This is a genomic window from Mucilaginibacter litoreus (assembly GCF_042676805.1).
GTDB lineage: Bacteria > Bacteroidota > Bacteroidia > Sphingobacteriales > Sphingobacteriaceae > Mucilaginibacter > Mucilaginibacter litoreus.
On the sequence record NZ_JBHTHZ010000005.1, the window covers coordinates 364,755 to 381,758 of the forward strand.

12 protein-coding genes are annotated in these 17,004 nt (G+C 40.1%); 1 reads left to right on the forward strand and 11 read right to left on the reverse strand.

The features are described from left to right. Positions 1-5: 5 nt before the first annotated feature. From ACFQZX_RS09770 to ACFQZX_RS09805, 8 genes are all read right to left on the reverse strand, one after another. Entirely contained in the window at positions 6-2,471 is a 2,466-nt protein-coding gene (locus ACFQZX_RS09770) for a glutaminase domain-containing protein (protein WP_377114422.1), read from the reverse strand. 58 nt (positions 2,472-2,529) lie between these two features. Next, a complete protein-coding gene (locus ACFQZX_RS09775; protein ID WP_377114424.1) occupies positions 2,530-3,951 on the reverse strand; it encodes a glycoside hydrolase family 125 protein in 1,422 nt (473 codons plus the stop codon). A 63-nt stretch (positions 3,952-4,014) separates the two neighbouring features. Further along, on the reverse strand, positions 4,015-5,172 hold the full coding sequence (locus tag ACFQZX_RS09780) for a glycoside hydrolase family 76 protein (protein ID WP_377114427.1): 1,158 nt from the start codon (positions 5,170-5,172) through the stop codon (positions 4,015-4,017). A 52-nt stretch (positions 5,173-5,224) separates the two neighbouring features. Continuing rightward, positions 5,225-6,364, reverse strand: coding sequence for a SusE domain-containing protein (locus ACFQZX_RS09785; protein WP_377114430.1), 1,140 nt, complete (start codon positions 6,362-6,364; stop codon positions 5,225-5,227). A gap of 42 nt (positions 6,365-6,406) precedes the next feature. Continuing rightward, positions 6,407-8,047: a RagB/SusD family nutrient uptake outer membrane protein gene (locus ACFQZX_RS09790; protein WP_377114432.1), complete on the reverse strand. Its 1,641-nt coding sequence runs from the start codon at positions 8,045-8,047 to the stop codon at positions 6,407-6,409. 12 nt (positions 8,048-8,059) lie between these two features. Next, complete coding sequence (locus ACFQZX_RS09795; RefSeq protein WP_377114435.1) at positions 8,060-11,452, reverse strand: TonB-dependent receptor; 3,393 nt, start codon at positions 11,450-11,452, stop codon at positions 8,060-8,062. 210 nt (positions 11,453-11,662) lie between these two features. Continuing rightward, positions 11,663-12,619 (reverse strand): FecR family protein, encoded by a 957-nt coding sequence (locus tag ACFQZX_RS09800; RefSeq protein ID WP_377114437.1) that lies wholly within the window; start codon positions 12,617-12,619, stop codon positions 11,663-11,665. Between the two features lie 77 nt (positions 12,620-12,696). Beyond that, positions 12,697-13,284 (reverse strand): RNA polymerase sigma-70 factor, encoded by a 588-nt coding sequence (locus ACFQZX_RS09805; RefSeq protein WP_377114439.1) that lies wholly within the window; start codon positions 13,282-13,284, stop codon positions 12,697-12,699. A 192-nt stretch (positions 13,285-13,476) separates the two neighbouring features. Between ACFQZX_RS09805 and ACFQZX_RS09810 the strand changes: the two genes are divergently transcribed. Continuing rightward, positions 13,477-14,412, forward strand: a complete 936-nt coding sequence (locus ACFQZX_RS09810) for a hydroxypyruvate isomerase family protein (protein WP_377114442.1) — start codon at positions 13,477-13,479, stop codon at positions 14,410-14,412. A 1-nt stretch (position 14,413) separates the two neighbouring features. On the opposite strand, the gene ACFQZX_RS09815 is transcribed toward ACFQZX_RS09810, so the two are convergent. The 3 genes from ACFQZX_RS09815 to ACFQZX_RS09825 all read right to left on the reverse strand — a co-directional run bounded on the left by ACFQZX_RS09815 (position 14,414) and on the right by ACFQZX_RS09825 (position 16,945). Next, positions 14,414-15,622, reverse strand: a complete 1,209-nt coding sequence (locus ACFQZX_RS09815; protein WP_377114445.1) for a hypothetical protein — start codon at positions 15,620-15,622, stop codon at positions 14,414-14,416. Positions 15,623-15,753: 131 nt separating this feature from the next. After that, positions 15,754-16,182, reverse strand: coding sequence for a GNAT family N-acetyltransferase (locus ACFQZX_RS09820; RefSeq protein ID WP_377114448.1), 429 nt, complete (start codon positions 16,180-16,182; stop codon positions 15,754-15,756). A 160-nt stretch (positions 16,183-16,342) separates the two neighbouring features. Next, positions 16,343-16,945 carry a porin family protein gene (locus tag ACFQZX_RS09825; protein WP_377114451.1) on the reverse strand — a complete coding sequence of 201 codons (603 nt, stop codon included), beginning with the start codon at positions 16,943-16,945 and terminating at the stop codon, positions 16,343-16,345. Positions 16,946-17,004 lie beyond the last annotated feature (59 nt).

Sequence of the window (17,004 nt, forward strand, 5' to 3'; positions counted from 1 at the left end):
AATAGCTATTTATTCTTCCATTTTTCTTCCAGCACCTTCATAAAGTATCCGCCTACAACGCTACGCGCCTGAAAACCTACTTGCTTACCATTAGTAGTTTCGTGCCAATCGTTAAGCGGAACACGGGTAGGTGTTTCGGTAGCAAATTTATAAATCGGATCTATCAGCGCCTTAAAATCCTGTGGATTGTCGGTCAATGAAGCTGTCCATATAATCCAGTCAGATTTAGTATAGGTTTTACGGCTATCGAGCGGCAAACCAAATTCATTTTGCTTGGTAAGATAATATTTGATCTCTTTAGTATATACCTCTTTGGGGAAGTTATCCAAATCCAGCAGTTTATCCCATACCAGGTTATACTTTTGGCTCCATGTATCGGGTTTTCCAAATACCAGCGAGTAGTGATCACCTGCATCAGCCATTTGCATCCATTTATTGACATAATCTTTTGCAATAGCGTTATATTTGTTGTAAGTGGCTTTGTCACCAAGCATATTGGCGAGCATAGCATAACCAGCTATACCATTAATGGCTTTAAGCGACAAATTAGCATTACGGGCAAGGTGACCGGCAAAATCGTCGGTACAAAGCTGATTTTTAGGATCAAGACCGTCTTCTACTAAAAAGTTAACCCATTGTGTAAGAGTTTTCCAATGTTTTTTTGCGTATTGAGCATTGCCTTCTGCCTTGGCAATTGCCGCAGTAAGCAAAACCATGTTACCCGATTCTTCAACAGGCATATCTTCGCCGTAGGTTTGGCCATTTGCTAATGGATATGTACCCAAATCATGCGCGGCCCAGGGTTTAGCAAATTTACCGCTTTCACTATAATAGAATATACCATTAAGCATACCTTTAAGTAAATTAGGATTGTATACCAAAAACAATGGTGCCGAAGGATAAGTAACATCAACAGTATTAATGGAACCGTTACTAAAATTTTCTTTTGATAAGAACAAAATATCCCCTTGAGGGCTTCTTACCAACGCATGTGCCGAAATAGCCTGACGGTATGCTATAGCGCATAGTTTGGCGTATTCTTCACCACCTGCTGCGGCAGCTTTAATACTCATTTGATCATCAAACGCCATACATTTTGCTATTATTCGTTTGTAATCTGCTGCGGCCTGCTGTAGTTCGCCTATTATTGTTTTTTTGCCATCCTTATTCCACCAAGGGCGCAGGTTTTTACCAAAATACTGAACTGAATATATATCATCGTACCCTAACTCTACAAACTTTTCTACAGGTGCATTACCTACTTTTCCGAATGGTATAACGGTATTAAGCATAACACTTGTGCCGTTGGTTGCAGCAGGTTTAATAGCGCCCGCAAATGAGCCGATTGCCTCATCATCGTTGCTAATGTATTGCGAAGCGTTTTCAGCAGTCGGTGCAGCAACATACATATAACCCCAATCAATTCGTAAATCATCACCCCGTTTCTTCAACAATGGCTGTTCTTTAGTACCGGCTTTTAAAATGTTCAGGCCATTTGCTGTAGATTTTGTAGCGATTACCTCCTGTGTTGGTTTGTTACGGGCAATATCGGCTGATGCACCAAGATAAACCTGTACATCATGTTGTTTACCATCGGTTGATCTTACTTTATAAGTAATGTAAGTAACCGGCCTCGACATTAAACTCAGGTTATCCATAAGCAAAGGCGAAGTAAAAGCAAGCTCCAGGCTCGCATCACCTGCATTAAATTTATAAACAGTACGTGTAGCCGTAATCAACACCCCTATTTGTTTGGCATCTTTAAGATTTTTGTATGCTGCAGGTTTAACTTCATCGGCAAAGCCCGCATCAAGCCAAGCGCCACCACCTGTATTTTCGCAATGCATTGCTAAAACATTCTCGCCATCTTTTAATTTGCTCAAAACGCTTTTACTTAACTCAATGGGTTGTAAGTCGCCATTGGCACCTTCACTAACGTTAATTTTTTCGCCGTTCAGGTAAACTTCTGCTGCATCGTCATGGCGAAGCCTGAGTATGAGTTTATTTACATCAGTTTTCACAAAAGAAAAGGTTCGGCGTACCCATAAATGCCGGCTGGTCCAAACAGTTTTTACCTGTTTTGCATCATCACCAAAAGGCGCTGTGCCGTTTTTCCATGAGCTGTCATTAAAGTCTGATTTTTCCCAGTTTGCACCCGGATCAGTTTCGGTATACTTACATGTGTATGGTTGTTCTTCGCCTGATGCTACAAGCGTACGATAAGTTACCGGTTGCTGCCCCATAAAACGGTAGGTTACACCATCTACTTTAATCAATCCTAATAGTGATTGGTTTTTACCTGTCCAATGAACGGTAGTCGATTCGTTTAACTGATCGGTAAAAGACCAGACACTAAAATAAGGGTTATGGGTGATCAGCGGATAGGCCGGCGCTTTTGTTGCCTGCGAGTGTGCAAAAGAACTCACACACATGCCTGCAAGCAAACAAGCATACTTTAAAGTACTTCTCATGAATAGATGTTAATTTAACAGTTATTTAATTTGGCTAAATATATCAACTAACTTTAATTTAGCCTAATAATTGTGGTTTTTGCGTATAAGTCTCCCAAAGTAATTCACCAAAAAGCGTATTTGCCCATGCAAACCATTTTCTGGTAAATTTAGTTGGATCATCTTTATGGAACGACTCGTGCATGAAGCCGGTGCCGCCATGTGTTTTACGTAACATTTCAATACATGTCTTGATCTCGTTATCATCATTGCTTGTTAAAGCCCTTATGATAATACTGATAGGCCAAACCATATCTTTACCAATATGCGGGCCGCCGATACCCTCGCCTGCTGTACCTTTAAAGAAAAATGGGTTATTAAGCGATAACAACATTTTTCGTGTATTAATATAAATTGGATCGGTATTTTTAATAGCATCCAGATAGGGCATGCCCAACAAACTTGGCACGTTTGCATCATCCATTAAGTTGAAACTGCCAAAGCCGTTTACTTCATAGGCATACACCTTACCATATTCAGGATGATCTATAACCGCATGCTTTTGTAAAGCTGTATCCACCTCGGTGGCAAGTGCAGTAAGTTCGGCAGCTAAAGCATTGTCCTTTGAAATATTGCTCACCATCTCAGCAGCTTGTTTCAAACTGGTAACCGCGAAAAAGTTTGAAGGGATAAGAAATGAGTAAATGGTAGCATCATCGCTTGGGCGGAAAGCCGAGCAGATAAGGCCTACAGGTTTAACAGGATAGCCAAAACCATTCATCGGTACGCCATCTGTAGCCCAGGCAGTTTTACGTTGAAACGAGTATGGACCGTCGCTTTCTTTGCGCTGCTGTTCTTTAAAAGTTTTTAACACGCTTTGTATAGCCGATTTCCAACGAGCGTCAAATGGTGTAGTATCACCCGTAAGTTTCCAGTATTTGTAACCTAAGCGGATGGGATAGCATAATGAGTCGATCTCCCATTTACGCTCATGTAAACCGGGTTTCATATCAGTAATATCATCCTTCCACTCACCTACTTTGTTAGGGTCATCATAAAAAGCATTGGCATATGGGTCTCGCAGTATACAGGTCACCTGGCGGTTAATAACACCAGCAACCAGATCTTTAAGCTCCTTATCTTTATTGATGAAAGCGATATATGGCCAAACCTGCGCACTGCTATCCCGAAGCCACATAGCATCAATATCGCCGGTAATTACATATGTATCTGGCTTACCATTTAAGTTTTTATAGGTTACTGTGGTATCAAGTGTGTTAGGGAAACAATTTTCAAAAAGCCATCCCAATTCAGGATTTTTAACTTTTGATTTAAATTCTTTTATAGCCTTTTCTATTGAAGCGCTTTTAAACCTGCGTTGCGAAGCCGGTACCCTTACAACAGGAAATGCAGCATCAGCAGATGCTGCAAACGATAACTTGCTCATTAATACTCCTGCACCTAATAGCGAGGTGCTACCTATAAACTGCCTTCTCTTCATTACTTTTTTTGGGTGTAAAATAAAAAATCTTCCGGTAAGTTTACCGGAAGATCATCTCAATGTTTAAAATTTGCCTGCTGCTTTTAATGTAGCCGCGGCTTCTATCGTTGTAACTCCACTTATTTGTGTTGTTAAATCTGTTGTTCCAGATGGCTTGGTTTTCCAATCAGGACTTACCATAAAATCTGGCCTGCTTATTCCTTTAGCAAACAATGTTTCGGCATTATACTTCAGAAAAGTTGCATAAGCGTCGCGTTTTGCAGAAGGTACATCGTCCTTAAGGGTAAGCAGGGTAAGGTATCTAACCAGTATGCCTTTAAATAAACCACCATCGCCCTGACCTTCGTTCTTAAGTAAGCCACCTGGTGAAATGTCAAGGTCTTTGATTGTGGCATCAGCATTGGTGATCGCATCAGTCAAGTAAGCTCCATCACCGGTAGCGTTGTACAACTCTAAAGCTGCACCCATAAAAACACCCTGATTGTAAGTAAACTTGTTTTTATCTATCTGGCCATCGCCTTTAGAGTTTATACCATCCCACACAATACCAGTTCCATCAAGCAATTTGCCTTTTAACCAGGTATAAAGCTCTTTCGCAAGATCAAGATCTGCCTGGTTTTTTTCTAACTGATATAAGCGTGCTGCAAAAATTATAGCAGGTGCATTAGCTGGTGTATTTTTATAGGTAGGTTGAGATTTACGCCATGCAATACCACCACCTTCATTATCGTTTTTACCTTTTTTGATATCTGTCCATAAAATTTTAGCAGCGTTAAGATAATCTGCGTCTTTTGTGGCATTATATCCGCGTAAAGTTGCAAGGGCAAGCCATTCCATATCGTCGTAATAGTCATTTTCCCAATGGTTGCCGTTGGTTTTGTAAATGCCATTTAATAACGATTTCATGCGTTGCTTGTATACATCATTTTTGGTGCGTAAAAAGCCATCCGTTAATGCATCAAGTGTATGGGCCTGGGGCCAGTAATTAAAAGTGGTGCTTCCCTGATTATTTGCAACAAAATAATTCCCGTTTGATGATAAAAATGTAGAATAAGTTTTATCCTGCAACGTATCAGCAGTTTCGGCAAATGTGTAATTGATTACTGCCGATGGCTTGTTGCCGTAAAGCGGAAAGGGTTTATCTTTTAAGCACGATGTTAACGCTATAGCAGCGGTACTTAACAGCGCAAGCTTTTTTATATTTTTAATATTTATAGTCATAAACTTAATTTAATAGGTAGGCAGAAATTTCTACCTACCAGGTTTATAAACTTTATTGTTTAACTGTTACAGTGTGCATATAAGCAGGGACGTCAGCATTAAACATCACCTTGATATCTGCATTTTTGTTATTAAAATCATGGTTAAATTTATAAGTATAATCCCATTGTGAATTATTTACAGGAACCATGTAATAATATGATGCAGGTGTGCTTGCTGTAGCTGCACTGTTGTCTGCATTTACACTTCCATAAAACTGATCGGTAGTTGAACCATCAGCATTTTTGAACGTAAACCTGAATTTATAACGCTCATCCAGTCCCCAGCTTGCTTCATATAGATCAATAGTTTTGTTATCTGCCTCCCATGTACCATTGCTTGTATATGGCAAATCAAACCAGAATTTATTATCGGGTGAGAACCATAGGCTTACTTTCGTAACTTCTGTAGTTTTAAACAGCGCATCAGAAAAGCTTACTTCCAGTTTAACCACTTTGGTGTCACCTGTAAAGGTTGTTTCGCCATCTTCAACTAATCTGGTTCCATCATAAGAGAACTTTTTGATGCCACCTGTTTTGCTGTCAATAAACTGATAAGTACCTGCTTTTAACGAAGTATAAACCTCAAATTTGCCATCACCTACCTTCTTCATCTTTATGGCCTGGCTTACATCTGTTCCGGCTTCTGTTGCAGATCCTGTTAAATAAACCGCATCCGGGCTTTCAAAACCAACCGGCCGCTCAATCTGAATGGTATGGGTTGTTGTACTGTTTTTTACATTTACACCCCTTGATGAACGTACAGTCCAGATTATACTTGCTGTTTCCTGTGGTTTAGCGCCGGCCATAGATGCAATTTTATTCAAATCGCTGTAAGACAGGGTTAATTTGTTGTATAAACCATTGCCATCAGAGGGCACCGAATAAAGAGGCGATGAAAAGTCTCCGCCCTCTTTATCAAATGCCACTTCATATAAAACCAACCCATTATCTGCAGCGCGCGCCTGCTCCCACTCAAATGATACTGAGCCAGAAGCGCCTGACGGAATCTTTACATACTTTGCATCCTCTGGCGCAAACAGGTTGTTTACCGGGGTTACATCAGCAGTATCTATAGTTTTATCTTTTTTGCAGCCTGTTACTAACAGTAATGCCATTACACCTGCACTTAAGCAGTAAAAAATATTTTTCATGATCTTATTTGATTTTTGAATTCTTTTTACAAAATGTGTTTATTACCATCCCGGGTTTTGTGTCAGGTTAGGATCAACGGCCCTTTCATCCCTTGGTATTGGCCATAAGTAACCCTTACTCGGATCAAATGTGCGTTGATTGGCCCTGATATAACCATCATCTACACCGGCAGGGCCAAATTTGGCGCCATGCGCCCATCCGTTCAGTACATCTTCGGCAATTTTCCAACGGCGTATATCAAATATGCGCAAGCCTTCCATACCAAATTCAATGCGGCGCTCGTTACGTACAATCTCACGCATTTCGCTATCACTTACCGATGGATAGTTAAGCGCAGTGGTTTGGCTAAAGCCGGCACGTGAACGAATAGCCTTTATGGTTTGGTCCCATACGGAAGCATTCATCTGTCCTAATTCCATTTTTGCTTCGGCATACATCAATAATACGTCTGCATATCGTATCAGTATCAGGTTTAAGCCCGAGCCAAAATCCGCGGCATTAGAAGTGGGATCATAGTATTTACGGGTATAATAACCGGTTGGTGAGGTAATTGAACCTGGTGAATACTCGTCAGGATGCGCCTGATCCGGATCGGTACCTGGCTTGGTATAAATAACCTTGATACTGTTATCAGGCTTTTTCCACTGATATAAGTGATAAACAACGGTATACGTTAAGCGTGGATCGCGATTTTCATAAGGATTGTTTTCATTATATTCAGATCCTTGCTGGCCAATGCGTTTACCATTCAGCATTAGATAGCTATCTACCAATTCCTGTGTTGGTGCTATGGCATTAAGCCTGCCGTTTACAGATAATGGCGCCATGTCCCTGAAATCGGTATAAAACCTGGTACCAACTGACGGCGGGATATACTGAAGATCAAACATTACTTCGCTGTTATATTCGTTTTGAGATAAGAACAAGCCCTCATAAGACGGGAAAAGCGAATAGGTGCCGTAATCAGTTTTTCCAATAAGTTTTTCGGTTTCAGTAACCACGTCTGCCCATCTGTTTTCATACAACAATACTCTTGCTTTAAGCGCTATGGCAGCGCCTTTGGTTGCCCTGCCGCGGTCTTCTGCTGGCAAAGCTGTATTAACAGGCAGATCTGCTGCAGCCGCATCAAGCTCACTTAAAACAAAGTCGATAACCTGTGCTTTAGGTGTGCGTGCTATAGTTTTTGATTCTTCGATAGTAAGGTCTTTTTCAATTAAAGGCACATCGCCCCACCAGGTTTCCAGCATGAAATAATGCCATGCACGTATAAACCTTGCTTCTGCTTTCATACGCGCTTTTAAATTGGCGTCCATAGAAGCAACCCTGTCTACATTCTCTAAAAAGATGTTACAGGTTTTTATGCCCGAATAGTGGTAACCCCACTCATCTTTTAAACGGCCAAGCGATGGGTCATAGGTGCCGGCCGCAATAGAAGCTACGCCATTAATATCTCCACGCCCATTATAGGCATTGTCTGACAGCGCTTCATTTGAGAAAAAATAACCGCTATTGGATATTTGTGAATATGCTGTATTTAAAACATTATTGGCTTTATCGGTGGTTGTCCAATAATTAGCATCGGTAAACTTGTTAGTTGGTACCAGATCAAGCTTTTTACATGCCGTAAGCGATGTAATAAGCATTAAAGCGAAACCTATTTTATTGATATTAGTTTTTTTCATGTCCTGTGTAGATTAAAGTGTAAGATCAATACCAAAACCATAGTAAATTGGCAGCGGATATGCTCTGGCACTGTTGGCGCCACCTGCAGATACGTTGCCACCTAACTCTGTTGATTCAGGATCGATGAACTTCATAGGTGAAAACGTCAGCACATTTTGCCCTGTAACATAAGCCCTCACTTTTCTCATTCCTATTTTTTTAGCTACGTTTTGTGATAAGGTATAGCCGATCTGCACATTCTTAAGCCTTATATATTTACCATCAAACAAGTACATATCAGAGCCCCGGCGGAAATTGTTTTCATTTGACTGGCTTCCGCTTGCTGACAGACGAGGATAGCGTGCATCAGGGTTTTGTGGTGTCCAGTAATCTAATTGGTGCTGGTAGATTACCTGTGAATAATTTACGTGAAACGGCTCAACCTGCTCACCACGTACAAACATGTTACGTTTACCTACGCCCTGGAAGAACAAGTTTACATCGAAGTTTTTAACGTTAAGGTTATAAGTAAAACCAAAGGTCAGACGAGGGAAACCACTGCCGAAAACAAATTTGTCGTTATCATCAATAACTCCATCGCCGTTTACATCAACATACCGGTTATCACCAGGCGCTACTGTTAAACCGTTCGGCTTAGGTCCTGCTTGCACTTCATCAAGGTTTTGGAAGTATCCATCGCGTTTTAAGGCCACGTAAGAACCTATTGGCAAGCCCACTTTGTTTAATAGTTGCATTTCGTCGTAACTGCGTAGCTGATCGCCTCCCTCAAGCTTTAGAACCTTATTTTTGGTATCGCCTACGTTAAACGAAAAACTGTGATTAAAGGCCCCGGTTTTGGCCCGATATGTTACATTAAGCTCCCATCCACGATTTTGGACTTCGCCGGCGTTATAATTTGGCAGCCCTGCACCAAAAGTACCAGGCACAACCGGCGGCAGTAAAATATCCCTTGTTACTTTATTGAAATAATCTAAAGAGACAGTAAGAGCGTTTTTAAAGAAAGTTGCATCTGCCCCTACGTTAAAAGTAGAAGCCCTTTCCCAGCGGATATCCGGGTTAGCAAAATTAATAGTTGCTGTACTTACCGGTAGATTGTTAAAGGCATAATATGAACTTGTAGAAATACCATAAGTATTTAAAAACTGGTAATCGGGAACACTTTGATTACCCAATATACCATAAGAAGCACGTAGCTTTAAATCTCCCACATTGTTGCGGTAATTCTGCATAAAATTTTCTTCAGTAAGGCGGTAACCAGCCGTTACAGATGGGAAGAAAGCATCGCGGTTTTGAGGGGCAAACCTTGATGAGGCATCCACCCTGAAATCAACCTCTCCGTAATATTTGTTTTTGTAAGAGTATGATGCCCTTCCAAATATTGAATTAAGGCTATTTTCAGTCTTATTATTATTTGTTGCTGTTGATGATGTTTCAATAACTGTACCGGTTACAGGCGTTCCTAATTCCGGATCGGTATATTTTAAACGCAGGTAGTTAGCTTCGTTATTGGTCGACTCGTTAGCTACGCCAATCAATATATCAACGTTATGATCTTTATTGAAAGTTTTAGTGTATTGTGCTAAAAACTGCGAGTTGATAAACAGGTTTTTATTGTTATCATCAGTTGTGTTTCTGTCGGATCCATAAGAACCTTTTGGTAAAAAGTTAACCTGCATTACGCGGCCAAACATGTGGTTCGACAATAATGTACCTCCAAAAACACCTTTCAGTTTCAGATCTTTGGTGATAGAAAGCTCAGCAGTCAGGTTACCAAAAATGTTATCATTATCGCGTTTGCGGTAACCACCTTTTTCAAGTATACCAAGCGGGTTAAACTCAGCAAGTACATCATTTGTAAGATAGTTGCCGTTTTCATCTTTTATTGGATAATAAGTTGGTGTACGGCCCGCATCAACTATCAATGTACCCGTATTGAAAGAATGCTCTTTGATCTCTGTACGAGAGTATGCTAATATGCTGGTCAACTTCAACCTGCCAAACTCGGAGCTTAGGTTCATCCTGTAATTATATCGCCTTAAACCGTAGCCCGGGCCAACTAAGTTATTGCGCTGATCAAGCACACCTGCAGATACCAGGTAGGTTGATGTGGAATTACCGCCGGATAGGCTTAAATTATGATTTTGCTGAACCGCGTTCTGCAAGATCTCGTCTAAAAACCACTCGTGGTCGCCTTCCTGTTGAAACTGACGTATTTGTGCAGGTGAGTAGATTGGTGTTAATCCAGCATTTACCACTGCCTCGTTGCGCAGCATGGCGTTTTCATAAGAATGTACTGGTTTATAACCTACGTGGGGTACCTGTACGCCAGCCTGTCCGTTATAAGTTAATTGCGCGCCACCATTTTTACTTCCTTTTTTAGTAGTAACCAAAATTACACCGTTAGCAGAGCGTGAGCCATAAATAGCGGCACTACCTGCATCTTTTAACACTGAAATGCTTTCTATATCATTAGGGTTTAAAAGATTAAGGTCTCCCCCTGTAATACCATCAATAACAATAAGAGGATTATTATTATTAAAAGTACTTACACCACGAATATTGATAGTTTGGTAAGCGCCGGGCTCGTTACTGGTTTGCTGAATAATTAAGTTAGGAGAAGTTCCCTGCAATGCCTGGGTAAGGTTTACAGCCGGTTTACCTTCAATGTCTTTAGAAGTAACCTGGTCAACCGCGCCGATAACGTTCACACGTTTCTGGGTACCGTAACCTACTACTACAACCTCGTTAAGCGAGTTCGCAGCAGCTTTTAGTTGTACATTAACTGCGGTTTGACCATTTAGTGGTACTTCTTTTGTTTCAAAGCCAATAAAGCTGAATACTAAAGTTGCATCAGCATTTGGTGCTTCAATTACAAACTTACCGTTTACATCTGATACGGTAGCTATAGCAGTACCTTTTACTTTAACAGTAACACCAGGCAGCGGCAGGTTGGTATCATCTACAACGGTACCTGTTATTTTTGTTGCGTTAACTGAGCTAAACTTATTAGCTGTAATAGTAGATGCATCGGCTGAATGCTCGCCAATAACAATCACGTCGTCAATAACCTTGTAACCAAGGTTAAAAGGAGTTAAAACCTCGTTAAGTACTTCCTTAACGGTTTTATTATTAACATTTAGATTTACCCTGTACGATTGCTTTAACAAGTTGTCTGCATAAGCAAATTTCACTTGATTATTGGCCGCAATTTTATCAAGGGCATCGCTAAGCTTTAGGTCTTTTAGCTTAAGCGTTACCGTTTGCTCTAAAAATTTCTGACCATAAGAAGTGTCTGCAACAGCGGTTAAGCACATCAGGCAGACAGCAAAGCAGGCGAGCGAGGTAAATTTCATTAATATTAATACATAACGAACCACTCCATTTGAAAATAGAGATATATTCATAGATTTGAATAAATTAAAGTGTTTGAAACTCAAGTAATACGCTATCTGAATTGGACCTCGGTAACGTATACTTAATAATAACCCGGCATTTTAATTACCCTGTATCAAATGCCTATTTGAGCAGGGTTTTTTATGTAATTATGTTATCATCTGTTTTTTAATTTAGGTTAATGGATAGTTGGTTTTATATCTTTTATACAATTGGTTTTATTAACATCCTTTACCTCTAAGCTGGTAGCTGTTACCATTATCAACTGCTATGGTGCGGCCTTTAACCAGTTTAGAAACAATCTTCATTACATTCTCAAATGACACATTAGTAAAATTGGCAGTAATTGAACAATTTACAAGGTTATCATCTGCTTTTATCTTAATCCCAAAACGACGCTGAATTGCGCTTAACACCTCGGGTAATGGCATATTTTTAACTATAAAACTACCATCCCTCCAACTGGTCAGTACCCCCATATCTACGCCGTGGTTTTTAATGGCAGCATAGTTGTTTTTATCAATTACAGCCTCCTGTTTGGGTGTGAGGTATACGGTTTTAACAGATGGGGCAACTACACCTACCTTTCCGCTTGCTACATCAACTTTTATATAATCCTCATCTTTATATGCCTTCACATTAAAGCTTGTACCCAACACATGTGTTTTTATACTACCTGTATTTACAATAAAAGCCTTATTAGCATCATGTGCTACATCAAAAAAAGCTTCTCCGGTTAATTGAACTTCCCGCTTTTCACCACGAAACTCTTCCGGATAAGTCAGTTTACTCTCGCCGTTTATCCAAACCTTTGTCCCATCCGCAAGAGTTAAACTTGCTATCTGCCCTTTTGATGTCGTAATCTCTATTTTTGCTATTGGCGATACCACATCAAGTATTGTAGTACGGTACTTGTAAGTAATCCCTGTAACAGCAATTAACACAATTAACGATGCAGCAACCACCCACTTTTTATTAGAGGCCACCTTTTTTTCGGGCGTTTGATTAATAGCCGTTGTAATACGCTGGTAAACGGCAGCATGGTCAAAGTCAGCGTTCTGATCTTTAGCAGACCTGCCACCAAGCTCAAGCTTGTTAAAATATTCATTTACAAGCTTTTCCTGCAAAACGCGGTCTTTTGCTTCAATTTTTTTTCTCAGAAAAGTGAACTTTCTCATTTGGTTTATTATATGTAAGATGCACCGACGGTATGCACCCCCTAATAAAAATTAAAAAAAATATTAAAAAAAGATGCTTAGAAAAGCTGTAGTAACAAAACGGCTATCACCAGCGGAAGGTAATCGTTAAGGCCGGTACGCAGATAGCGAAGCGCAATGGTTATTTGGTTCTCTACCGTTTTGATAGAAATATTAAGCTTGGATGCAATTTCCTTGTTAGATAAATATTCTTTTCGACTTAGTGTAAATATCTCACGGCATCTATCAGGTAGCTGCCTGACATTTTCATCAAGCAGGCCACTGATATCTTTCTGCATCACCTTACTGTCTGTAGTATACTTTTCGGTTAACATAGCAATTGCAGAAAGATCAAGCGTAGCTTTTTTTGTACGTATATACATTAATACCCTGTTTTTGATTGCCACCTTCAGGTACCACTCCACCGAGTTTATATTTAGCTGGTTACGCTTTGCCCACAAGTCGATAAATAATTCCTGTACAAGGTCTTCACACACATCCTTATCGCGGAAAAGATTGTAAGCGGCATAATAAATCTTAGATGAATACTTATTGTACAGAACCTCAAATGCCATACGATCGTCATTCCTGAGCAGTTTCAGCAACTCTGCATCAGGCCACAGCTGATATTCCTTGTGTGGAGACATATATAGATGGTAAAATTTGATGTATAATTGGTTAGGCATAATTACAAAGTTTATTTTAAATTTAAAATAGCTTAGTGTAATTAGTTGTAATTTTATATTTATTACGAAGTAAACTTTGTATAGAATAATGCAGTTTACTATGGTATTTAATTGTAAAATGTGATATTACAGCCCTAATCAGTTTCCCAGATCATGAACAGAAGCATTTTTTTAAAAAACAGTGTTTTGGCAGCCGGCGCAGTATTAAGCGGTAATGCGGTTTTAGGAAGTACAGCAGCAAGTTGTAATAGTAACGCAACGGCCGTTGAAACAACCGCGCCATTTAACTTAAACTATGCCCCGCATGATGGCATGTTCAAAAACCTGGCTGGTAACAACTTTCTTGACCAGATACGCTTTATGTATGATCAGGGCTTTCGGGCAATTGAAGATAACGGAATGGCCGCCCGCACGCCTCAAGAGCAGGAAAAAATTGGTAACTTGCTAGCAAAGTTAGGCATGCAAATGGGTGTTTTTGTAGTAGATAAAGGTGGTAATGGCGCCAATACTTTAACTGCCGGTAAACAGGAACATATTGACATTTTTTTAAAAGGATGTAAACAAGCTGTAGAAGTATCTAAACGTTGCGGAGGAAAACTGGCTACAGTTGTTCCGGGAGATTTTCAACGCAACCTACCGTTAGATATACAAAATGCCAATGTAATAACAGCCTTACGCAAAGGTACGGAGATGCTTGAGCCTCATGGCATTGTAATGGTTCTGGAGCCCTTGAGCGATACGCCCGATCTATACCTGCGTAATTCAGCCCAAACTTACATGATCTGCAAAGCGGTAAACAGCCCTTCCTGTAAAATTTTGTATGATATGTACCACATGCAAAAAAACGAGGGTAACCTTATCAATAACATTAAATTTACCTGGGATGAGATAGGCTATTTCCAGATAGGCGATAATCCGGGAAGGAACGAGCCTACGACCGGCGAAGTTAATTACAAAAATATCTTTAAGTTTTTACATAAAAAAGGCTACAAAGGCATTTTAGGTATGGAGCACGGCAATTCGCAGCCAGGGAAAGAGGGCGAAAAAAAGGTAATACAAGCTTACCGGGAAAGTGATAAGTTTTTATGATTTAGTGATTACCAGCCGGATCATAAGCATACACTACCTGGTAAGGCACACTTTTTAATTTAGCCGACAGTTGGCCAATTGCCAGATCTTCTGACTGTGGAGTGGGTTCGCAAACCGAGTAAATTTTGCCATTGTATACTACAGGCTCTCCAACCGGGCTGTTAAATTCAACAGCCATGGTAATGTGTGTAGGATATAAAAGGGCTATCATAGGCAGATTATACACTTCTTTAACCAAATAGAAGAACAAAGCCGCTCGGTCGTCGCAATCACTGTACTTTGCTGCAAGCGTTTCTCCAGGGGAAAGGCGTTTCTCCTTTCCATAGTTTTCACTGTCGTTTTCATATAAAAATGCATAACGGGTAAAACGCATCAGGTAGTCCACTCCTTTTTGCTGATCCATACCTTTAAGATTCTTTTTAAGGATAGGGATAAGAGAGCTATAGGTCTGCTTACTTAACGGAATATTAAAATAGGTTTCGAAATTCACACCCGGATAGTTGATAAATGCCTTTTCCTGATCAGAATTAAGCTTTAACTTAAAGTGATAAACTTTGCTCCCATATTTAAAGGACATGCTTTTTTCAACATCATGCTCGGGCTTAAAATCGGGCATCATGTTAACCTTATAAGAAAATGGATGTATGGCCTCAGCAACCGGCAGCTTTACAGGAACCGGCGGGTCTTCATTTAAATTTGCGTTGGCATAATCATGAATATTTAAACATACATACTGTTTGCCATCTACCATGAAATAAGGAATATCTCTGATATCCTCATCGTTGTAAACGTAAAAGATCACCTTTTTACCCGACAACGCTAACCTTGCATCATAACCAGACCGGGTAAGCATGAACCACTTAAAAAAAGTATACGTACCGTAATTACGCTCTTTAGGCGCTATTTGCTGTGCAACACGCCGAACAAGCTGGTAATACAACCAATCGTTCAATTGATGCCGGTTTTTATATGCTTTAAGTGAATCTATTAAAGAATAATAATTTGCTGTGATAACATTTGCATAAGCTGCCTGGAAGTCGCCAGCTTTAAAGTCTGGGTTTATGCTTGTCTTGGATAATTCATTCCCATTAATTGAAATAATAAATGGGTCTTTAAAAAAATCAACACGAATTTGCTGCCCTTGCCCTTTAGCGATGGTTAATGGTACTATCAGATACAGTACAAACAAATAATTTACAAGCAAACGCACGGCTTAACAAACTGGTTATATTCAATATACATTTATATAACGTTATCTTAATACAAAAGTTATAAATTTTACAATACAGGCGATGTAAGATCTGGGAAACCTGAACATTATAGTACACAATCGCTTTAATCTTATTCCTCTTTGATCTTTAAATCGTTGATGTCATCAAGCAGAAAACAATGGGTAAAATTGGTCATCCCTGTTTTAGGGTAATAACCCACCGCTTTGGGTGCAGCCAGCAATATGAGTTTAGCCTGCGGCGAGTGTTTCTTTGTTTCGTGTATCAGCTTAACGCCAATGCCCTGCTTTTGATAAGTTTCATCTACCGCCAGATCAGAAAGGTATGTACAAAAAGCAAAATCGGTAAGGGCCCTGGATACGCCAACCAGTTTACCATCTACACGAGCCGTTATGATCAGATTGGCGTTTTGAAGCATGGCTGTAATGCGATCGGCATCGTTAACAGGTCTGCGTTCGCCTAAGGTGCTGCGATTTAAAACGTCTATAAATTCACCAGGATTAAGCGTTAATTCTCTCTGGTAGACTATATTTAATGGCATATCTGCTTAATTTGAATAATAATCTATCAAATATCGTAACCTATAATAAACTTGCAACATTTGCGATCATTTATCTGCCCCCTTCCTTTACCCATGCCTATTAAACTGTAAAAGCCACCTATAAAGGCAGCTTTTACATAAATCCTAACAAATACAACGCTTATAAGAAAGAGTAGCCTAATGATAGGTTGAATAAACTCACACGTGTTTTAATGTTAGTAGAACCGTCTATGTACTCTTGCTTGGTAAGGCCGGCTTCATACCGCAGGTCGATAGAAATTCTGCGGATATCAACACCGGCGCCTGCTGTTAAAGCAAAGTTTGAGTCTTTGTAACGCAAACGTGCAGCATCGCCAACTGCCGAGCCGAAATTGTTGTCTTTATTAATAGCGAAAGAAAGCAACGGACCGGCGTAAAACCTGCCGCCCAGGCCAAAAGCGCCAATTTTACCACCTAAAAGTAATGGCACATCAATGCTTGTAAACTTAGCTGAGCCGCTTGTACCATTACTGGTATTGATATCTACATTCTTGCTGGTGATATACAGCTCTGGTTGAAAGTTGAAGCCGATTGCGCCAAAGCGGGCCCATATACCTGCCAGGTAACCGGCGCGGTTATCGGCACTGAATGTACCTGATGTATTGGATAAACTTGAAAGGTTGACACCAGCCTTGGCCCCTACCTGAACGCTTGGCAATAACTGCGCTTTACCGGCGGTAATACCGGCTATAACTATGCAAAGGGTAAGTAATGATTTTTTCATTGGTTTAATTTGATTTATATCGTTTAACACTATATACGTGTTTTTGTGTTGACAGGTAA